Source organism: Methylobacterium phyllostachyos, assembly GCF_900103445.1.
Taxonomy (GTDB): domain Bacteria; phylum Pseudomonadota; class Alphaproteobacteria; order Rhizobiales; family Beijerinckiaceae; genus Methylobacterium; species Methylobacterium phyllostachyos.
Genome location: NZ_FNHS01000014.1, coordinates 111151 through 130742 on the forward strand (window position 1 = coordinate 111151; position 19592 = coordinate 130742).

General features: G+C 69.6%; 19 protein-coding genes. 5 read left to right on the plus strand and 14 right to left on the minus strand.

The window, feature by feature from the left end:
- Positions 1-5: 5 nt before the first annotated feature.
- The 5 genes from BLQ49_RS21645 to modC form a co-directional block, all read right to left on the minus strand.
- A complete protein-coding gene (locus tag BLQ49_RS21645) occupies positions 6-554 on the minus strand; it encodes a TetR/AcrR family transcriptional regulator (RefSeq protein WP_091719521.1) in 549 nt (182 codons plus the stop codon).
- 5 nt (positions 555-559) lie between these two features.
- On the minus strand, positions 560-1027 hold the full coding sequence (locus BLQ49_RS21650; RefSeq protein WP_091719523.1) for a nuclear transport factor 2 family protein: 468 nt from the start codon (positions 1025-1027) through the stop codon (positions 560-562).
- 379 nt (positions 1028-1406) lie between these two features.
- Positions 1407-3050: a TadG family pilus assembly protein gene (locus BLQ49_RS21655; RefSeq protein WP_091719525.1), complete on the minus strand. Its 1644-nt coding sequence runs from the start codon at positions 3048-3050 to the stop codon at positions 1407-1409.
- Entirely contained in the window at positions 3047-3493 is a 447-nt protein-coding gene (locus BLQ49_RS21660) for a TadE/TadG family type IV pilus assembly protein (RefSeq protein WP_091719528.1), read from the minus strand. Before BLQ49_RS21660 ends, BLQ49_RS21655 begins: the two co-directional genes overlap by 4 nt.
- Before the next feature lie 118 nt (positions 3494-3611).
- Complete coding sequence (gene modC, locus BLQ49_RS21665; RefSeq protein ID WP_091719724.1) at positions 3612-4715, minus strand: molybdenum ABC transporter ATP-binding protein; 1104 nt, start codon at positions 4713-4715, stop codon at positions 3612-3614.
- A gap of 59 nt (positions 4716-4774) precedes the next feature.
- On the opposite strand from modC, the gene BLQ49_RS21670 reads away from it, so the two are divergent.
- Positions 4775-5440, plus strand: a complete 666-nt coding sequence (locus BLQ49_RS21670) for a glutathione S-transferase (protein ID WP_091719530.1) — start codon at positions 4775-4777, stop codon at positions 5438-5440.
- Positions 5441-5482: 42 nt separating this feature from the next.
- On the opposite strand, the gene modB is transcribed toward BLQ49_RS21670, so the two are convergent.
- Positions 5483-6175, minus strand: a complete 693-nt coding sequence (gene modB, locus BLQ49_RS21675) for a molybdate ABC transporter permease subunit (RefSeq protein ID WP_091719532.1) — start codon at positions 6173-6175, stop codon at positions 5483-5485.
- A 16-nt stretch (positions 6176-6191) separates the two neighbouring features.
- Positions 6192-7007, minus strand: coding sequence for a molybdate ABC transporter substrate-binding protein (modA, locus tag BLQ49_RS21680; protein WP_091719535.1), 816 nt, complete (start codon positions 7005-7007; stop codon positions 6192-6194).
- Between the two features lie 928 nt (positions 7008-7935).
- Between modA and BLQ49_RS21690 the strand changes: the two genes are divergently transcribed.
- Together BLQ49_RS21690 and BLQ49_RS21695 are read left to right on the plus strand one after the other, a co-directional pair.
- Entirely contained in the window at positions 7936-8856 is a 921-nt protein-coding gene (locus tag BLQ49_RS21690; protein WP_091719726.1) for a 50S ribosomal protein L11 methyltransferase, read from the plus strand.
- Positions 8857-8886: 30 nt separating this feature from the next.
- Positions 8887-9075, plus strand: coding sequence for a ribosome modulation factor (locus BLQ49_RS21695; RefSeq protein WP_091719539.1), 189 nt, complete (start codon positions 8887-8889; stop codon positions 9073-9075).
- Positions 9076-9143: 68 nt separating this feature from the next.
- Here the strand turns inward: BLQ49_RS21695 and BLQ49_RS21700 are convergent, their stop codons facing one another.
- A complete protein-coding gene (locus BLQ49_RS21700) occupies positions 9144-9407 on the minus strand; it encodes a hypothetical protein (RefSeq protein ID WP_244507710.1) in 264 nt (87 codons plus the stop codon).
- Between the two features lie 207 nt (positions 9408-9614).
- Between BLQ49_RS21700 and BLQ49_RS21705 the strand changes: the two genes are divergently transcribed.
- On the plus strand, positions 9615-11453 hold the full coding sequence (locus tag BLQ49_RS21705; protein ID WP_091719541.1) for an aminopeptidase P family protein: 1839 nt from the start codon (positions 9615-9617) through the stop codon (positions 11451-11453).
- A 119-nt stretch (positions 11454-11572) separates the two neighbouring features.
- Positions 11573-13732 carry a protein-disulfide reductase DsbD family protein gene (locus BLQ49_RS21710; RefSeq protein WP_091719543.1) on the plus strand — a complete coding sequence of 720 codons (2160 nt, stop codon included), beginning with the start codon at positions 11573-11575 and terminating at the stop codon, positions 13730-13732.
- A 114-nt stretch (positions 13733-13846) separates the two neighbouring features.
- On the opposite strand, the gene phoB is transcribed toward BLQ49_RS21710, so the two are convergent.
- From phoB to pstS, 6 genes are all read right to left on the minus strand, one after another.
- Complete coding sequence (gene phoB, locus BLQ49_RS21715; RefSeq protein WP_091719545.1) at positions 13847-14542, minus strand: phosphate regulon transcriptional regulator PhoB; 696 nt, start codon at positions 14540-14542, stop codon at positions 13847-13849.
- A gap of 218 nt (positions 14543-14760) precedes the next feature.
- Entirely contained in the window at positions 14761-15480 is a 720-nt protein-coding gene (gene phoU / locus BLQ49_RS21720; protein ID WP_091719547.1) for a phosphate signaling complex protein PhoU, read from the minus strand.
- Between the two features lie 60 nt (positions 15481-15540).
- Complete coding sequence (gene pstB / locus BLQ49_RS21725; RefSeq protein WP_091719549.1) at positions 15541-16356, minus strand: phosphate ABC transporter ATP-binding protein PstB; 816 nt, start codon at positions 16354-16356, stop codon at positions 15541-15543.
- Between the two features lie 37 nt (positions 16357-16393).
- Complete coding sequence (gene pstA, locus BLQ49_RS21730) at positions 16394-17284, minus strand: phosphate ABC transporter permease PstA (protein WP_091719551.1); 891 nt, start codon at positions 17282-17284, stop codon at positions 16394-16396.
- A gap of 10 nt (positions 17285-17294) precedes the next feature.
- Entirely contained in the window at positions 17295-18272 is a 978-nt protein-coding gene (gene pstC, locus BLQ49_RS21735; RefSeq protein WP_091719554.1) for a phosphate ABC transporter permease subunit PstC, read from the minus strand.
- Between the two features lie 85 nt (positions 18273-18357).
- Positions 18358-19398, minus strand: coding sequence for a phosphate ABC transporter substrate-binding protein PstS (gene pstS / locus BLQ49_RS21740; RefSeq protein WP_091719556.1), 1041 nt, complete (start codon positions 19396-19398; stop codon positions 18358-18360).
- Between the last annotated feature and the right edge of the window lie 194 nt (positions 19399-19592).

The following is a 19592-nucleotide window of genomic DNA, read 5'->3' on the forward strand; positions in this document are numbered from 1 at the left end:
AGCCCTCAACCGGCCGCCATGGCGGTCCTGCTTCTCAGGGCTGCCATGGTGCGGGTGAACAAGGTGGGCTCCCCGAGGGCTCGCGACAGGACGATCGCACCCTGGATCTGCGCGACCGCTTCTTCGGCCAGCGCCGTGCCGGCGGCCGGATCGTGACCCGCCCGCCGCAGGGCGGACGCGAGCGCCGCGACCCAGCGGGCGAAGTAGTCCCGCACGGCGTCGGCAAACCGATCGCGACCGCTGCCGAGGGCCAGCACGCCGACGAGGCACACCCGTTGTCCCGACTGGAAATAGCGCTCCACGGCGTCGAACATCGCCGGGACCGCCTCCGGCCCGCCGTCCCGGAGCGGTGAAAAGATGTTGGTCTCGAACCAAGCATCGATCTCGGCGAGCACGCAGGCGGCCATCTCGGTCTTCCCGCCCGGGAACAGGTGGTACAGGCTGCCCTTCCCCAGGCCCGTCGCCCGGCTGATCAGCGCAAGGCTGGCGCCCTCGTAGCCGTACGCACGAAACACCTCCGCGAGCGCCGACAGCGTTTCGGCCCGTCCGGTCACTGCCGTCAGAGGCCGAGGTCGGTGAGCCCCGGATGATCGTCGGGGCGCTGACCCAGCGGCCAGTGGAACTTCCGGTCGGCGGGTGCGATCGCGAGGTCGTTGATGCTGGCGATCCGGCGGCGCATCAGGCCGTGGGCGTCGAACTCCCAGTTCTCGTTGCCGTAGGACCGGAACCACTGCCCGTCGGAATCGTGCCATTCATAGGCGAAGCGAACCGCGATCCGATCTCCGCCGAAGGTCCAGACTTCCTTGATCAGCCGGTACTCGAGTTCCTGCGCCCACTTGCGCTGGAGAAAGGCCACGATCGCCGCGCGCCCGGAGAGGAACTCGCTGCGGTTCCGCCAGACGCTGTCGACCGTGTAGGCGAGCGAGACGCGCTCGGGATCGCGGCCGTTCCACGCATTCTCGGCCATGCGGGCCTTCTGGGCGGCGGTGTCAGCTGTGAAGGGCGGAAGGGGCGGACGGTCTGACACGCGCGGATCCTCGAGGGGTTGTACCGATCGGTACAAACAGACCACGCGTTGGTTTCAGGGTCAACCGGCCCTGCGGCGATCGATATTGGCGGATATGACGGCTGGCGCTTTCGGGCCTTCATACGAAGGTTGAAACCGTCGTCGGCCTGCCGCCATTCCATCGACTCCAGTCGACAGACAGCCACAACGGTGCGTATTTCGACGCCTGGTGTTTCGCAGGCGAACGAAAACCGGGATCGGGAGGGGCCATGTCACCGGAACTGCGCGAATCGCGAACGGCCCTCATCCTGTTGGCCGCCGCGGTGGGGTCGGTCCTGATCTTCGGTGCGTTCACGCTGCTCACGCAACTCGGCTGACGCCGATCCCCGGACGCCGCGGCTCACTGCACGAGCACGGCTTGGTTGCAGAGCGTTCCATCGACGTCGACGTCGGCGTAGCCGAGGCGGATCCCCAGGCTGCGCAAGGTCGTGTCGAGCAGGAGATCGAGTCCGGGCGTGAGGGCGGCGAAGGTTGCCATCAGGGAGGTCTGGAGCAGCGGGCTCACGCCGATGCCGTTGATGTTCAGGGCGATCCCGCGCAGCAGGCTCCCGGTCAGCGATTGGGTCAGGGCGGTCGACGTGACCGTCTTGACCGTGCGGTTGGCGATGTCCGCATCCGAGAAGACGAGGGTCTGCGCGCCTGAACCGACCGTAGCCTGCGCCCGCCCGGAGACCGTCACCAGCGGAAGGGCGATCAGGGCCGCGGGCTGCGACAGGTCCGGCGCAGCGGTGCCGCTGTTGATCGCGGCGCGCGGGATCGCCGCGACCGCGAGGGTCGCGAGCCCGGTCTGGGCATCGATCGCGACTTGGCGGCCGCTGGCGCCGAAGCAGCTGAGGGCGCGCAGGGTCGCCTGGGCGGGCGCCACCTCGGCGTAGAGCGGCAGGGCGAGTGTGCCCAGGCCAAGCGGGGCCGCAACCGTGGTCTCGATCAGCAGGCGTGTCTGCGCGGTCCTGACGGTGGCGTTCGAACTCCCGGGACGGACCCAGCCGGAACTGCGCCGCCGTTCGCCGATCGCCACGGTCAGGCGGGCCGAGAGCAGGCCCGGCACGGTGGCGCCGAGATCGACGAACGCTTGGTTCTGGCCATTCGCCAGCGCCGCGGTGGCGCCCAGGATATTCAGCAGCTCGACGGACGGCCCGGCCAGGCCGCGCTGCGGCGCCAGCCCCGCCGCGTCACCCAGCGGATCAACCTGGCCGATGGAGATGAGGTTGCCGGCATTCGGCAGCGCGTTGAGGATGCTCGACAGGGCATTGACCGCGGCGCTGTTGCCCTGCGCGGCGACCCGCATGGCCATCAGCATCTGCCCGACGCTGGCATTGGCCTGCACGATATCGGTGTAGCTCGCCGCCCCCAGGTTCAGGCTCGTCGCCAGCGCATCGAGGACCCGCAGCCCGTCGACCCGAGTGTCGAGCAGGGCATTGTAGTCGCTCAGGCTGAGCGACAGCCGGGTGCCGAGCAGCGCGCCCAGCAGGCCGTTGGCGATGCCGTTGTCGAGCCGCAGGGTGCCCGCCCCGATGCTGAAGGCCGCAAACTGCGCGCTGGCGGCCGTCCCGGTCACCCGCAGCGGAACCGAGGCGGCAAGCCCGATCGCCCGCGCGAAGGTGATCGGCACCGAGGTCGAGAGACCGACCCGCACCGCGTTCGCCGGGCTTCCCCCCACGGTGAAGCGGCTGCCCGGCGCAGTCGCCGAGACGCTCGCATCGTAGGTCCCGGTATTCACCGTGGCGGACGCCGCGGCGTAGCCGTTGTCGCTCAGCGAACGGCGCGCCATCGTGTCGGCCTGCGTCGGGTCGATGGCCGCGACCATCGCGGCGATGTCGGCGGCGCCCTGCGCCTTGCGTCGCGCCTGGAACACCATGCCGAGATCGATCCCGACGGCGCCGGCGGCCATCAGGATTGTGCTGCCGAGGGCCACCAGGATCGTGATATTGCCGCTGCGCGCCGCCCCGAAGCGTCGGGCCCGACCCGCGATCCGCCGGATCACAAGCCGCCTTTCCGGACGCTGACGGTGCTGCGCAGCAGCGTCGGCAGCAGCGGAAGCAGGCGCGAGAAGGCGTTGATGCCGAGGGCCGAGGTGTCGGCCGTGACCGTCACCGTGTAGATCATCGCGTCGTTCGGATCGGCTCCGACCTGAACGGCCAGGCTGCCCGGGCGGAACATGGCCCCGGTGCTCAGGCTGCGAGCGACGGTGTTCTGCGCCAGGGTCGCCCGTTCGCTGTCGGTGATGCCGGCCACGGAGGCGCGGGCCGCCTCGGCGGCGATCTGGCGTAGGTTGTGGGCCGCTCCGAGGCAGATGCCAAACATCGCGATCCCGGCGAAGAGCAGCAGGAGCAAAGGTGCAACAAGGGCGAACTCGACCGCGGAGCTGCCGCGGCGGCAGGCCCATCCGGTCATTGCCAAGCGCGCGAGCGGGGATCGGATGCCCATCGAACTTGCCTCTCAGGGTTGTGTTTTGCGCTTCCCTTCAACCTATCGTGTCGCGCAAATCCTAACCAAGGGTTGTGTATTCATTATTAGACGCAGCTTAGGTGGGATTTGGGCGACCTCAGATCGCGACACAGGCGCGCATCTGCCCGATCCCGGCAGCATCGAAGGCGACGCTCTTGACGATGGCATGGACGGGTCGTCCGAGGTCGAGGTCGAGGTCGCGGACGGCAGCGGCGGTCACCCGCGCCACGATCTGTGCGCCGTTGCAGTCGATCTCCACGGCCATCTCGGAGCCCGACGGCACCATCCCGCAGATCCGTCCGGCTAGGACGTTGCGCGCGCTCAGCCCCTGCGGATGTATCGTGGCGATCAGCACGTCGCGGGCGGGGATCCGCACCCGCAGACGTGTGCCAACCGGGCGCGCGAGCCCCGGCACCAGCAGGCGACCCACAGCGCCGGATAGGCGCGTGAGGCCGCTCTCCGAATCCGTCGCCTCCACGACCATGTCCAGCAGTGCCCCGGCCTCGGCTGCGTGGATCGGCGCGAGATCCGTCCGGCGCAATACCGCCTCGGCCGGGCCGGCGGCGGCCACGCGACCGGACTCCAGCACGATCACCGTGTTGGCGAGCCGTGCCACCTCGGAGACCGCGTGGCTGACATAGACGATCGGCACGCCGGCCTCGTCGCGCAGGCGTTCGATCGCGGGCAGGATCTCGGCCTTGCGCGCCTCGTCCAGCGCCGCCAGGGGCTCATCCATCAACAGGAGGCGCGGCCGTGCCAGCAGCGCACGGCCGATCGCGACCCGCTGGCGCTCGCCCCCGGAGAGTCCGGCGGGGCGGCGGTCGAGCAGATGGCCGATGCCGAGCATCCCGGTCACCGCATCGACATGTGCGGGATCGGCCCGGTGCCGGGCGAAGACGCGGCCGTAGGCGAGGTTGGTCCGCACGCTGAGATGTGGGAACAGGCGCGCATCCTGGAACACCACGCCGACGCGCCGCCGATGGGGCTGGAGGAAGAGGCGGGCCTGCGTGTCGACCAGCGTGGTGCCGTCGGCGATGATTCGGCCCCGGTCCGGCCGGGCGAGACCGGCGATCAGGTCGATCAACGTGGTCTTCCCCGAACCCGAGCGCCCGAACAGGGCAGTGAGGCCGGGGCCGGCCGTGAAGGCCGCATCCAGGGTGAAGGCGCCCCGGCGGAGGGTGACGTCGACCTGGATGCTCACGAGCGGCAACTCGGATACCATGGGCGGCGGCGTCCGGCGCCGGCGGGGGCAGAGTCGCGATGATCGTGGTCCACCACCTTGAGAACAGCCGCTCGCAGCGCGTGCTCTGGCTCTTGGAGGAACTCGGTCTGGCCTACGCGGTGAAACGCTACGAACGCGATCCCCGGACGATGCGGGCGCCCCCGGAGCTGATGGCCATCCACCCGCTGGGCAAGTCCCCGGTCATCGCCGACGAAGGGGTCGTCGTCGCGGAGACCGGAGCGATCGTCGCCTATCTCACCGCCAAGGCCGGCGGTGCCCTGATGCCGGCTCCCGGGGCTGAGGCGCATGCACGCGCCATCTACTGGCTGCACTACGCCGAGGGATCCGCGATGCCGCCACTCCTGCTCAAGCTGATCTTCTCCCGGCTGGCCCCGGGCAGCCCGTGGCTCCTCCGCCCGCTGGTGCGCCGGATCGCCGACACCGTGCTGCGGGGCTTCGTCGATCCCGACCTGCGCCGGCATGCGGCCTTCTGGGAAGCGGAACTGACCGACAGACCGTATTTCTGCGGCGCGGATTTCACCGCCGCCGACATCATGATGAGCTTCCCCCTGGAAGCTTTCGCCGCACGCGGGACCGGGACAGGTCCGCAGGTCCGGGCATGGCTGGAACGCGTGCAGGCGCGCCCGGCCTATCGTCGGGCGCTGGAGGCGGGCGGTCCCTACGCATATGCCGGGGCCGCCTGACATCCCGGTTGCCGTCGCAGGGTGTGGAGCCGGTGCCAACATTCAACCCGCGCCCAGCCGTCGCCCGACCCGGTTGGCCAGGAACTCGGAGACGAGCAATGCCGTCACCGAGATGGCGATCGACACCAGGGTGAGGCGCAGGGCCGGCCCCTCCCCGCCTGGAACCTGGGTCAGCGTGTAGATCGCGGAGGGCAGCGTCTGGGTCTCACCGGGGATATTCGACACGAAGGTGATGGTGGCGCCGAACTCGCCCATCGCCTTCGCGAAGGCCAGGACGGCGCCGGCGATGCAGCCCGGCAAGCTGAGCGGAAGCGTGACGGTGAGGAACACCGCGAGCGGGCTCGCACCCAGCGTTCCGGCGGCCTGCTCCAGGCGGCGGTCCACCGCCTCGATCGACAGCCGCATCGCCCGCACCATCAGGGGGAACCCCATCACCGCGCAGGCGAGCGCCGCGCCGGTCCAGCGGAACGCCAGGACGATCCCGACCTCCGCGAGGAGACCCCCGACCGGTCCCCGCCGCCCGAGAGCCAGCAGCAGCAGGTAACCGGTCACCACGGGCGGCAGGATCAGAGGCAGGTGGACCAGCCCATCGAGCAGCGCCCGGCCGGGGAACCGGCGCCGCGCCAGGACCCAGGCGATCGCGAGGCCGGGGCCCAGGCTCGCCAGCGTGGCGACCGTGGCCACCTTGAGGCTCAGGGCGACGGCGGTCCATTCCGCCGGGCTCAGGTTCAGCACGGGCGCCGCGGCGCCGCTAGCGGCCGGCGCCGGGCGGATCGATGAGGGTGAAGCCCTGCCGCGCGAAGGCACTCCCGGCCGTCGGTCCGCGCAAAAAGCTCAGCAACGCGGCCGCATCCGGATGCTGAGACTCGGCGGTGATAGCCGCCGGGTAGACGATCGGCGGGTGGCTGTCGGGCGGGAAGGTTGCCAGCACGTGCACGCTGGCATCCGCGGCGGCATCGGTGGCGTAGACGATGCCGAGCGGCGCCTCGCCGCGGGCGACGAGCAGCAGCGCGGCGCGCACGTTCTCGGCCTGGGCCACCTGCGTCTTCACGGACTCCCAGGCCCCCAGCTTCTCCAGGGCCGCCTTGCCGTACTTGCCGGCCGGGACGGCGTCGATCGTCGCCATGGCGAGCTTGCCGCCGCCGAGAAGCTTTTTCAACGTCGTGCCGAGATCGGGGGCCAGGGCGACCTCGGGATCGGAGCCGGACTTCTTCGGCCCCGGCGCAACCAGCACCAGCGCGTTGCGCAGGAGATCGATCCGCGAGCCCGGCTTCAGCAGGCCGGCGCGTTCGACGGAATCCATCCAGGCCTGGTCCGCCGAGATGAACAGGTCGGCCGGTGCCCCCGCCTCGATCTGCTTGGCCAGGGCGTTGGAGCCCGCATAGGAGATCCGCGCGGTTTTGCCGGTTTCCTTCGTCCAGGCCGCCGTCGCGTCGTCGAGGGCGTTCTTCAGGCTGGCCGCGGCGAACACCACGACCGGACCCTCGGCCCGCGCCGGACGGGAGTTTGCGGAGTGCGCCAGCAGGCCGAGCGCAAGAGCGGCCAGGATCCGTCGGGTCGGGCGCATGGATCAGATTCCCTGTCGCGGCCCGTTATATCCAGCCGGGTACGACGGGAGCATAGACGCCGTGCCCGACCCGGCCAAGGTAGGCCGGGCCGCACCGATCCTTCACAATCAGACCCGCCGGTCGAGACGCCCCGTGCGCAGTCAGCTGCGTGAGGTGTCCCGGGAATCCTTCGGCGCGGCTTCCGCACGGTGCAGGCGGCTGAGCAGGACGAGGAGGTGCCCCGGGAGCGGCCCATCGGGCGTCGGGCCGCCGAACAGCCGCTCGCGCGGTAGAACCGGCCCCGATGCCTCGTTGACGACCACAGGCCCACGGGGGCCGGAACGCCTAAACTTGGTCACGCGGTACGCACCCTGCCTAATCGGGATTCACGTCGAAAGCCGGCGAAAACGTCGCTCCCTGCAGCAGGTTCCAGCCGTTCCGCAGAGGCCTGTGGTTAACCCGTGCGCACCCTGCCGCATCCCCGTGCGGTCGCGCGCGAATCGCAGATACGCCGCCCTCACCATGTCCGGATGTCGCGCCGCTCCGTCGAACCCGCGCCCGGGATCCTGTCCAATCCCCCCGCGATCAGGATCCCCCACAGCCACGCCGCGCCTGTCGTGGCACAGGCGAGGACGGCGCTGATGAAAAGGGGCGAGGTCATGGATCGCGACTGCCTGTCAAAACTGGCGCGCCGACCCACGAAAGAGCGGCGCGCCCGAGTTGATGGTCCCGGCTTGGGGAAGCCGAGACTGTCTAAGCACATGTTGATGGCCTGAAAACTGATTTGAGATGGGATTGAAATGTGTATTGCCGCTTGTGTCTCTTCGGCCACAAGCCGCCCTGCGGCGCCCGCGCGCGCCGCCCGCCTCGGGGGCGAGGACAATTTTTTCGCCGCGTCGGCCCTTGCCCCCTGTGATGTCGCGGGCCCGGGCGTTACAGCCCGACACCATGCTGGAAGGTCTGCCGCCTCACCGTCCGTCCCACGTCCTGTGCCTGCTGACCGACGAGCGGTCGGCAAGGGCCATGACCGACCTGCTGGGCGAGATGTTCGATCCCACCGAGACCGCCGTGGCGGCCTTCGAGGATGCGGACGGGCGCACGTGGCGGCTCGAAGCCTACTTCGCCGACGCGCCCGACGAGGATTATGTCCGCGCCCTCATCCGGCCGGTGATCGGCGACGCGGCCGACGCGGCTGAATTCCGCACCATCGACCAGCAGGATTGGGTGCGCGCCTCCCTGGAGGGGCTGAAGCCCGTCCGTGCGGGCCGCTTCCTGATTCACGGTTCGCACGACCGGGACGCGGTGCGCGCCAACGACCTGCCGATCGAGATCGAGGCGGCGCTGGCGTTCGGCACCGGGCATCACGGCACGACGTTGGGCTGCCTGCGGGCCCTGGTCCAGGTGCTGAAGCGGCGCCGGCCCGTCCATGTGCTGGATGTCGGGACGGGGACCGGGATCCTCGCCTTCGCGGCCGCCAAGGCTTTGCGGCAACCGGTCGTGGCCGGTGACCTCGACGCGGAGGCGGTTCATACCGCCCGGGAGAATGCCCGGGCCAACGGCCTCGGCCCCTATCTCAAGCTCTATCACGGCCCCGGCGTGCGCCACCGCCTCGCCGGTCGCACGCGCCACTTCGATCTGGTCTTCGCCAACATCCTGGCACGGCCGCTCCGGCTCCTGGCGCCCTCGCTGGCGGGGGTGGTCGCGCCGGGCGGCGTGCTGGTCCTGTCCGGCCTGATCGAGCGCGACGTTCCCGGTGTGCTCTCGGCCTACCGGCATCAGGGCTTCGCGCTCGTGCGCCGCGGGTTGATCGAGGGTTGGGTCGCCCTGGTGCTGATGCGCGGCGGTGCGGCCGCACGGCCCCGGCGCTGAACCGCGTAGGCACGTGCGCGTTGTTTGGCCATGAGCCAGACGTCGCTCCACACTTCACCCACGGATCCCATCCAGGAGGGCGCCCGCGCCCGGGCGCAGGGCCGTCCCAAGGATGCCTGTCCCTATCCGGCGAAGTCCGGGGCCCGGACCGCGTGGCTCGAAGGCTACGACGGTGTGCCGGCCGAGCATGCGGCCGACCGTTCTCATCCGCAAAGTTGATCCACGATCGCGGCCGGACTTGCGGAGCCGCGTCACGAGGGCGGTCGGGGCTTGGCGAACCGGAGGCGCTAGCGTCTCATGCGCAGGCCGCCCGGCAGACAGAGATAATCCGACCGGATCTCCGCCCGGTCTGGCCCCTTGTCCGATTCGGCCTGCGCCAGCGGCGCTCCGAGCGCCGCCATGAGGTCGCGCAGGCCCTCGATCCAATCCTCCACCTCGGCGAGCGACACGAATCCCTCGCGCCGGACCACGGTATCGGGTTCGATCGTCACCACGGCGTCGAAGCAGCCATCCGGTCTGTCGCTGATCCGGTAGTAAACACGGCGTGCCATCGGTCCGAGATAGGCTAAAATCAACGGCGTGATAAGGTTGTTCGCGATTTTTTCACGCCGAATTAGTCGTGTGCCACAGCCATTGCTGGATTGACGCGATTTGCGCCCGGCGGCTTGGGGGGCTCGGCGAGCGCCGTTCGGCATCTCGGGAGCGATCGGAGCCCGGACCGGTTGCCACCCCGGCCGCGCGCACTCTACGCTCGGCCCATGATCGAACCGCCTCCGTCCCAACCGCGCCAGCGCTTCCAGACCTTCGACGATCTGGGTCATCGCAAGGGACCCGAGCGGATCGAGGCCCTCCGCTCGGCCCTGCGCGAGGTGGGCATCGACGGCTTCGTCGTACCGCGGGCCGATGAGCACCAGTCGGAATACGTGCCCGCCGACGCGGAGCGCCTCGCGTGGCTCACCGGCTTCACCGGATCCGCCGGGACGGCCGTGATCCTCACCGAATCCGCCGCCCTCGTGGTGGATGGCCGCTACACCCTACAGGCCCCCGAACAGGTCGATACCGGCATCCTCACGATCGTACCGCTGGCCGAGACGACGGCCGAAGCCTGGATCGGTGCCAACCTCAAGCGCGATCAGGTTCTTGGCTACGACCCGTGGCTGCACACGCCCGACGGGCTCGCGCGTCTGGAGCGGGCCGCCGCCAAGGCGGGCGGCACCCTGCGGCCCGTGCCGAATCTCGTGGATGCCGTCTGGGCCGGCCGGCCGAAGCCGCCCGCGGGGCCGGTCGACCGCCATCCGGACGTGCTGGCGGGCGAACGGGTCGCGGACAAGCTCGCCCGGGTACGGGGGAACCTGGCGGAAGCCGGATGCGACGCCCTGGTGATCTCCGATCCCCACAACCTCGCCTGGGCCTTCAACCTGCGGGGAGCCGATATCGGGCACACGCCGCTGGCCCTCGGCTACGCGATCCTCCCCCGCGAGGGGGTGGCGCGCCTCTTCCTGGTCTCGCCCAAGGTCGATCCGGCCCTGCGGGCGGCCCTCGATCCTGCCGCCGAGATCCTCCCTCGGTCGGAGCTGGAGGACGGGCTCGCCTCCTTGAGCGGCGCCCGGGTCCGGCTCGATGCCGCGACGGGGGCGGTCGCCCTGCGGGAGCGGATCGAGGCGGCCGGCGGCGTCGTCGATGTCGGGAAGGATCCGATTACCGGGATGAAGGCGGTCAAGAATGCCGCCGAGATCGCCGGTGCCCGCGCCGCCCATCGGCGCGACGGGGCGAGTGTCGTGCGCTTCCTCGCCTGGCTCGACACCGCGGCCGCGTCCGGCGGTCTCACCGAGATCGCGGCCGTCGAGGCGTTGGAGGACTTCCGGGCCGCGGGTGGCGACCTGCGCGACGTCTCGTTCCCGACGATCTCGGGATCGGGGCCGAACGGGGCAATCGTCCACTATCGGGTCACCCGCGCCACCGACCGGGCGGTGCGGCCGGGCGAGCTGTTCCTGATCGATTCCGGGGCGCAATACCCGGACGGCACAACCGACATCACCCGCACCGTTGCGGTGGGCGAGCCGGGTGCGGCGATGCGCGACCGATTCACCCGGGTGCTGAAGGGCCACATCGCCATCGCCCGGGCGGTCTTCCCGAAGGGTACGACCGGCGCCCAGATCGACGCCTTCGCCCGGGCGCCCCTCTGGCAGGCGGGGCTCGATTTCGACCATGGCACCGGGCACGGCGTCGGCGCCTTCCTGTCGGTGCACGAGGGGCCGCAGCGGATCGCCAAGACGGGCACGGTGGCGCTGGAGCCCGGCATGATCCTGTCGAACGAGCCGGGCTACTATGCGGCGGGCGCCTACGGCATCCGGATCGAGAACCTGATCCTGGTCGAGGGCCGCCTTATCGACGACGGCGAGCGCCCGATGCTCGGTTTCGAGACGCTGACCCTCGCACCCTACGACCGACGCTTGATCCAAGTCGATCTCCTCGACCCGGGCGAACGGGCCTGGATCGACGCCTACCACGCCCGGGTCAGGGAGGCCCTGTCGCCGGACCTCGATCCGGTCGCGCGCGACTGGCTGACGCGCGCGACGGCGCCGCTGGCAGGCTGAGGGGGCGGCGCGCGACCGCCCTCGCGGTCCGTGGTAAGCGGTCCGTCATGGAAAAGCCCGCGCCGGGCATGAGAACGCCGCGCCTGAAACCGTGGCCGCCCGGCGCGCGAAGGGACAGCATGATCCGCCGCCTCGTCTTCCCGCTCCTGTTCCTCGCCGCGAGCGTATCGGCAGCCTTGGCGCAGGGCCTGCGCACGCCACCGGACCTCGTGCGCGCGAGCCTCGCCGCCGAGCCAGCCGCCGTGGCGGGGGCGCAGCCTTTCACCCTGGCCGTGCGGATGCAGGTCAAGCCCGGCTGGCATGTCTACTGGCGCAACCCGGGGGATTCTGGTCTGCCGCCCGAGGTGACCTGGACCCTCCCGGCCGGCTTCAATGCCGGGGCGCTCCGCTGGCCGGCGCCGGAGCGTATCCCGATCGCCACCTTGATGAACTACGGCTACGAGGGCGAGGTCACCCTGCTCGTCCCCGTGACGCCGCCGCCGAGCCTCGATCCGGCCAATCCGGTGGAGATCCAGGCCAAGCTCACCTACCTCGTCTGCGAGACGGAGTGCGTGCCCGGCTCCGCGGATCTCGCCCTGTCTCTGCCGGTGGGCGCACCGCAGCCCGACCCGAACAACGCCGCCCTGTTCGCCCGCGCCCGGGCCGCCCTCCCCGCCCCCGCCCTCTGGCCGCTCCAGCTGTCGAGTCAGGGCGACACCCTGCAGCTCGACTTCGCGGCCACCGGCCTCAAGCCCGAATCGATCCGGAACGCAGCCTACTTTCCCTATGCGGAGACCGCGATCGACAACGCCGCCGCACAGGTGATGACGGTCGACGGGTCCGGCCTGCATCTCACCCTCGCCCGCAGCAGCCCGACCGATCCGGCCCCTGCTGCCCTGCCCGGCGTGCTGACCCTGGACGAGGTGACCGGATCCGGCACCCAGCGCCTCGCCTTCGCGTATGGCGACGAGCCGCCCGCCCCACCCGTCACCGCTCCGGTAACGGCCGAGGCGCCGGTTACAAGCCGGGCGACCGCGCCCGACACGGATGCGCTGACGCTCGCGACCGCCGCCCTATTCGCCTTCCTCGGCGGCCTGATCCTCAACCTGATGCCGTGCGTCTTTCCCGTCCTGTCGATCAAGGTGCTGAGCCTCGTGCAGCATGCCGGCGCGGGACCGGCCCGCCTGCGCCGGCACGGCCTCGCCTACACGGCCGGCGTGCTGGGGAGTTTTTTGGGGTTGGCCGCGGTGCTGATCGCGCTGAAGGGCGGCGGGGCGGCGATCGGCTGGGGGTTCCAGCTGCAATCGCCCCTCGTGGTGGCGGGGCTCGCCTACCTGCTCTTCGCGATGGGCTTGAGCCTGTCCGGTGTGGTCCAGATCGGCGGCGGGCTCGTGGGTCTCGGCGACGGCCTCGCCCGGCGCGACGGGCTGACGGGGTCATTCTTTACGGGCGTGCTGGCCACGCTGGTGGCGACGCCCTGCACGGCGCCGTTCATGGGCTCGGCGGTGGGCTTCGCGCTGACGCAGAGCGCCTGGGTGGCGCTCACCGTCTTCGCGAGCCTCGGGCTGGGCCTCGCTCTGCCGTTCCTGGCGTTGACCGTCTGGCCGCCGGCCCTGCGGGCGCTGCCCCGGCCCGGGGCCTGGATGGAGGTTCTCAAGCAGGTGCTGGCCTTCCCGGTCTACGCCACGGTGGCTTGGCTGGTCTGGGTCCTGGCGCAGCAGGTCGATCCGCGGGGCCTGCTGACGGTTCTGATCGGCCTCGTTCTGGTTGGCTTTTCCGCCTGGGCCTGGGAGCGCGGCCGCGCCACCGCCCCCGGGGCCGCCCGGCTCGCGCAGCTCTGCGCGGTCCTGGCGCTGATCGCCGTCGCGGCCCTGGCGCTCACCCTCCCGCAGGATCGCGCCGGCCCGTCCGCGCAGGCCGCTTCCGGCGGTAGCGAGCCGTTCACGCAGGCCCGCCTCGACGCGCTGATCGGGGCGCACAAGCCGGCCTTCATCAACCTGACCGCCGCGTGGTGCATCACCTGCGCGGTCAACGAGACGACCTCGCTGTCCACCAAGGCCGTGCGGGCCGCCATGGCCCAGCGGGGCGTGACCTATCTGAAGGGCGATTGGACCAACCAGGACCCCGAGATCACGCGCCTTCTCGAGAAGCACGGCCGAAGCGGTGTGCCGCTCTACCTGCTCTATAGCGGTGCCGGCGAGCCCCAGGTGCTCCCGCAGATCCTCACCGAGGGAACGGTGCTGCAAGCCCTGGCCTCGGTGCCCGCTGCTGCCGACAGGAGCGCGGCTTTGACCCGCTGATCGGGGTTTCCAAAGGGCTTCAGCCCTCTGGCGGGGTTTCGGGCGGTGCCCCGACCAGGGCTCTGCCCTGGACCCGCACAAGGTCTCGACCTTTTGAAACCAGGCTTTGGTGTCTCAGGCTTCGAGCGAGAAGGTTTCGTCGAAGGCGTAGCCGGAGCCGCGCACCGTGCGGATCGGATCGGGCTGGCGCGGGCCGTTCAACGCCTTGCGCAGGCGCCCGACATGCACGTCTACGGTCCGCTCGTCGATATAGACGTCGTGGCCCCAGACCCCGTCGAGGAGCTGTTCCCGGGAGAAGACGCGGCCCGGGGCCAGCATCAGGAATTCCAGCAGCCGGAATTCGGTGGGGCCGAGATGCAGCTCCTCGCCCGCGCGGCGCACCCGGTGGCCGGTGCGGTCGAGTTCGAGGTCGCCCGCCGCCAGACGGTCCGAGACATGGGCGGGCTTGGCCCGGCGCAGGAGCGCACGGATCCGAGCCAGTAGTTCCGGGACCGAGAACGGCTTGACGATGTAGTCGTCCGCCCCCGTGCCGAGGCCACGGACCCGGTCGCCCTCCTCGCCCCGGGCGGTGAGCATGATCACCGGCAGCCGTTCCGTTTCCCGACGGGCGCGGATGCGGCGACAGAGCTCGATCCCGGAAAGGCCCGGCAGCATCCAGTCGAGCAGGACCAGATCGGGCATGCGCTCGGCCAGGAGAAGTTCCGCATCGTCACCGCGGGCGGCCGAATCCACCTGGAAGCCCTCGGCTTCCAGGTTGTAGCGCAGCAGCGTGGTCAGCGCCTCCTCGTCCTCGACGATCAGGACCTGCATGCTCACGTTCGATGACCTGTTCTAGCGCATCATCCCGGAAAGGCGGCTCCGGTTATCGGAACAGACGATGCAAAACCACGGATTGAAAGTATCGCTCCGGCCCTGGTCTCCGGGACGATGCGCGACAGGCGGATCCGCCGATGGTGCCCAAGGTCCGGCCCGGGCTCAACCGGAACTGAGCGTTTCTGCGGCAAGATCCGGGGATCGCGGGCGCGCCGCTACGGGGCCTGCGCGCCATCCACCGTCGCGTAGTTCGACGCGTCGTTCTTGGGCCGGTCGCCCAGGAGCGTCTCGCCGGTGACGAGGTAATGGATCGTCTCGGCGATGTTGGTCGTGTGGTCGCCGATGCGCTCGACGTTCTTGGCGCAGAACAACAGGTGCGTGCAGAACGAGATGTTGCGCGGATCCTCCATCATGTAGGTCAGGAGTTCGCGGAACAGGGAGTTGTAGAGGGCGTCGATCTCGCCGTCGCGCTCCCACACGTCGTGGGCGGCCTGGAGGTCACGGCTCGCATAGGCGTCCAGCACGTCCTTGAGCTGACCCTCCGCGAGGTCGCTCATGTGCCGCACGCCCAGCACGATCTTCTGCGCCGGCGCCTGATCGGAGATCGCCACAACGCGCTTGGCCACGTTCTTGGCGAGGTCGCCGATCCGCTCGAGGTCACCCGAGACGCGGATCGCCGATATGGTTTCGCGCAGGTCGATCGCCATGGGCTGGCGCCGGGCGATCAGCAGCACCGAGCGCTCCTCGATATCCTTCTGCAGGGCGTCGAGGCGCTTGTCGGCGAGGATCACCGCCTGGGCGAGCGTGTCGTCACGACGCACGAGGGCGTCGGTCGCCTCCGCGGTCATCTTCTCGGCTACGCCGCCCATCTCCGAGATCGAGCGACGCAGGTTCTCCAGGTCGGTGTCATAGGAGCTGACGATATGGCCGGGCATAGTGATTCCTTCGGTTTAGGCCCACGCACGGCAATACCGGGCGCCGGCGGGCCGGTTTGATTATCCGAACCGTCCGGTGATGTAGTCCTGGGTGCGCTGCTCGGCCGGGTTCATGAACATCCGGTTGGTCGGCCCGAACTCGATGAGCTGGCCGAGATACATGAAGGCCGTGAACTGCGAGATGCGCGCCGCCTGCTGCATGTTGTGCGTGACGATCACGATGGTGAACTCGTCGCGGAGCTGCTCGATCAGCTCTTCGATGCGGCCGGTGGAGATCGGATCGAGGGCCGAGGTCGGCTCGTCGAACAGGATCACCTCCGGCTTCTGCGCCACGGTGCGGGCGATGCACAGGCGCTGCTGCTGGCCGCCCGAGAGGCCGGTCCCCGCCTGCCGAAGCTTGTCCTTCACCTCGTCCCACAGGGCCGCCTTGCGCAGCGATTCCTCGACGCGGACGTCCAGCTCGGCTTTCGGCAGCTTCTCGTAGAGGCGCAGGCCGAAGGCGACGTTGTCGTAGATCGACATCGGGAAGGGCGTCGGCTTCTGGAAGACCATGCCGATCCGCGAGCGCAGCTCGTTCAGGTCGATCGACGGATCGAGGATGTTCTCGCCGTCGAGCAGGATCTCACCCTCGGCCCGTTGTTCCGGGTAGAGGCTGTAGATCCGATTGAAGCAGCGCAGCAGGGTGGACTTGCCGCAGCCCGAGGGCCCGATCAGCGCCGTGACCTGCCGGTCGTGGAAGTTGAGGTTGACGTCCTTCAACCCGTGGAAGCTGCCGTAGTAGAAGTTCAACCCCTTGACGGCGATGCGCACGGGACCGTCCTCGTCGGCACGGTTGCGGGTCAGCTCGACCGAGGGGAGCGCGGAGGCGGCGTTCATCGTCGTATCCTCGAGAAGGGTCTCAGTACGCACGGGCTCAGCGCGACGTATGCGGCTTGATGACGAGGCGCGCGATGATCGACAGGACAAGGATCGTCGCGGTGATCAGGAGGGCGCCCGCCCAGGCCAGGCCCTGCCAGTTCGGGTAGGGCGAGAGGGCGAACTGGTAGATCATCACCGGCAGGTTCGCCACGCCGCCCATCAGGTCGGGGGAGAACCAGGAATTGTTGTTGAGTGCCGTGAACAGGAGCGGCGCGGTCTCGCCGGCGATCCGGGCCAGCGCCAGGATGATCCCGGTCACGATGCCCGCCGAGGCGGCCCGCCAGGTGACGCTGACGATCACCGTCGAGGGCGGCGCCCCGAGGGCCGCCCCAGCCTCCCGCAGGGTGCTCGGCACGAGGCTCATCATGTCTTCCGTGGTGCGCACGATCACCGGCACCGCGATGATGGCCAGAGCGACGCCGCCGGCCCAGCCGGAATAGGTGCCCATCGGCCGGACCATCAGGGTGTAGACGAACAGGCCGATCAGGATCGACGGTGCCGAGAGCAGGATGTCGTTGAGGAAACGGATCAGCGCTGCCAGCTTCGAGCCCCGGCCGTACTCGGCCAGATAGGTGCCGGCCATGACGCCGACGGGCGTGGCGATCGTGATGCCGATCCCGGTGAGCACGAGGCTGCCCAGGATGGCGTTGGCGATGCCGCCGCCCTCGGAACCGGGCCCGGGGGTTGGGTGCGTGAACAGGGCCGGCGTGAAGCCCTGAATGCCCCGGATGATCAGCATGATCAGGATCGAGCCCAGCACGAGGCCGCCGACCGCCGTCGCGACGGTGCAGGAGACGCGCAGGAGCCGGTCGGCGACGCGGCGGCCCTGGCGGACCCGGCCCGGACGGTGCCGATCGGTCTGGGCGATCGTGGTGGGGGCGTTCATCGCGCTCTCCTCAGGCGGCCTTCACACGGCGCGTCAGCAGCCGGGCGATGATGAGCACCACGAAGGTGATCACGAACAGGATGCAGCCCAGAGCCATCAGCGCGTTGAGCTGGAGGCCGTCCGCCTCGTTGAACTCGTTGGCGATGCGCGAGGCGATGGTCGAACTCGGGTCGAAGATCGAGGCCGAGAGCCGGTTGGCGTTGCCGACCACGAAGGTCACCGCCATCGTCTCGCCGAGCGCCCGGCCGAGACCGAGCATGATCGCCCCGATGATCGAGACGGCCGCCTGCGGCACGAGCACGTGGCGCACCACCTCCCAGGTGGTGCAGCCGATGCCGTAGGCGCTCTCGCGCAGGACGGTGGGGATCTGGTCCAGCATGTCGCGGGCGATCGAGGCGATGAACGGCACGATCATGATCGCCAGGATGATGCCGGCCGTGAGGACGCCGACCCCCGAGGGAACGCGGGCGTAGAGGAGCGTCCCGACGATCGGCAGGCCCTCGACGACGTTCGAGACCGGGATCTCGATGAAGCGCGCGAAGAGCGGTGCGAACACGAACAGGCCCCACATGCCGTAGATGATGCTCGGTACGGCCGCGAGCAGCTCGATCGTCATCGCGACCGGCTTGCGCGCCCAGCCTGGGCAGAGCTGCGTCAGGAAAACCGCAATACCCAGGGAAACGGGGACGCCGATCAGGAGCGCCAGGAAAGCCGAGGCCACGGTGCCGATCACGGCGACGAGGGCGCCGTACTGCTCGGTGCCGACGTTCCAGGCGCTGGAGGTCAGGAACCCGAAGCCGAACTCCCGGAAGGCCGGCCAGCCGCCGTACAGGATCGAGCCGAGGATGCCGGCGAGGACGAGCAGCACCAGCAGAGCCGCACCGTAGGAGAATGTCCGGAACAGCGTATCGAGCGACCGGCTCGGCGCCTTCCGCACGGTCCGTGTGCGGGAGCGATCCAGGGCAATCGTTTCTGTCAAAGCGGACATCCGCGGTTCTCTGCGAAAGATGACGTGGTAGCGCGATGTGCTCCCGGAAGCGAGGGAGGAGGTCGAAACCTCCTCCCCGCCGTACTCACATATTGTAGACCGGCTTGCCGTCCTTGCCCTTCACGGTCTTCCACTCTTCGTGGATCAGGCCAACGACGTTGTCGGGCAGCGGAACATAGTCGAGATCGGACGCGAGCTTGTCCCCGTTCTTGTAGGCCCAGTCGAAGAACTTGAGGACATCGGCGGCCTTGGTCGGATCCGCCGGATCCTTGTGGATCAGGATGAAGGTCGCCGCCGTGATCGGCCACGCGTCGTCGCCCGGCTGGTTGGTGAGCGCGATGCCGAAGCCCGGGGCCGCCTTCCAGTCGGCGCTGGCGGCCGCCGCCTGGAACGCCTTGTCGTCCGGCTGCGGGAACTTGCCGGCCTTGTTCTGCAGCAGCGCGTAGGCGAGCTTGTTCTGCTTGGCGTAAGCCGACTCGACGTAGCCGATGCTGTTGGGCACCTGCTTCACCGTGGCGGTCACGCCCTCGTTGCCCTTGCCGCCCTGACCCACCGGCCAAGAGATCGTGGTGGCCGCGCCGTACTCCTTCTTCCAGGGCTCGGAGACCTGGGACAGGTAGGTCGTGAAGATGTTGGTCGTGCCGGAGGCGTCGGACCGGTAGACCGGAGTGATGTTGGTGTCGGGCAGCTTCAGCCCGTCATTGAGCTTCGCGATCCGCGGATCGGTCCACTTCGCGATCTTGCCGGCATAGATGTCGGCGAGCACGTCGCCCGTCAGCTTGAGCTTGCCCGGCTCGACGCCCGCGATGTTCACCACCGGAACGACGCCGCCCATGACGGTCGGGAACTGGACGAGGCCGTCCTTGGTAAGCTGTTCGCCCTTCAGCGGCGCGTCGGTGGCGCCGAAATCGACGGTCTTGGCCTGGATCTGCTTGATCCCACCGCCGGAGCCGATCGACTGGTAATTCAGGCCCGAGCCTGTCTCCTTGCGGTAAGCCTCGGCCCACTTCGAATAAACCGGGAAGGGGAACGTCGCCCCTGCCCCGGTGATGTCGCCGGCGAGCGCCGCGGACGCCAGCTGGACCGTCGCGAGGCCGACGGCGAGCGCGTAAGCGAAGGGTTTCATGGAATCTCCGTTGCCGTCGGGCGATGGCCTGCACTGCCCCGCCGGCACGCTCATGCCCGCGGCAGAGCCTTGCGGCCGGTCTTTGACAAGACCCAGCGCCGGCCGCCCGATGGGTGCGCGGTTACGACAGGTAGATGACACCGGCATGACATCGCGCCGCAGTCCCCGTGGCACGGTTCACCGGTCTCGTGCGT

Coding starts and splice junctions, on each gene's coding strand:
- pstC (WP_091719554.1), bottom strand. CDS start 18,272: ATGTCCGCTTTGACAGAAACGATTGCCCTGGATCGCTCCCGCACACGG.
- BLQ49_RS21670 (WP_091719530.1), top strand. CDS start 4,775: ATGATCGTGGTCCACCACCTTGAGAACAGCCGCTCGCAGCGCGTGCTC.
- BLQ49_RS21705 (WP_091719541.1), top strand. CDS start 9,615: ATGATCGAACCGCCTCCGTCCCAACCGCGCCAGCGCTTCCAGACCTTC.
- pstB (WP_091719549.1), bottom strand. CDS start 16,356: ATGAACGCCGCCTCCGCGCTCCCCTCGGTCGAGCTGACCCGCAACCGT.
- BLQ49_RS21690 (WP_091719726.1), top strand. CDS start 7,936: ATGCTGGAAGGTCTGCCGCCTCACCGTCCGTCCCACGTCCTGTGCCTG.
- BLQ49_RS21695 (WP_091719539.1), top strand. CDS start 8,887: ATGAGCCAGACGTCGCTCCACACTTCACCCACGGATCCCATCCAGGAG.
- phoB (WP_091719545.1), bottom strand. CDS start 14,542: ATGCAGGTCCTGATCGTCGAGGACGAGGAGGCGCTGACCACGCTGCTG.
- BLQ49_RS21700 (WP_244507710.1), bottom strand. CDS start 9,407: ATGGCACGCCGTGTTTACTACCGGATCAGCGACAGACCGGATGGCTGC.
- phoU (WP_091719547.1), bottom strand. CDS start 15,480: ATGCCCGGCCATATCGTCAGCTCCTATGACACCGACCTGGAGAACCTG.
- pstA (WP_091719551.1), bottom strand. CDS start 17,284: ATGAACGCCCCCACCACGATCGCCCAGACCGATCGGCACCGTCCGGGC.
- BLQ49_RS21660 (WP_091719528.1), bottom strand. CDS start 3,493: ATGGGCATCCGATCCCCGCTCGCGCGCTTGGCAATGACCGGATGGGCC.
- BLQ49_RS21710 (WP_091719543.1), top strand. CDS start 11,573: ATGATCCGCCGCCTCGTCTTCCCGCTCCTGTTCCTCGCCGCGAGCGTA.
- pstS (WP_091719556.1), bottom strand. CDS start 19,398: ATGAAACCCTTCGCTTACGCGCTCGCCGTCGGCCTCGCGACGGTCCAG.
- modA (WP_091719535.1), bottom strand. CDS start 7,007: ATGCGCCCGACCCGACGGATCCTGGCCGCTCTTGCGCTCGGCCTGCTG.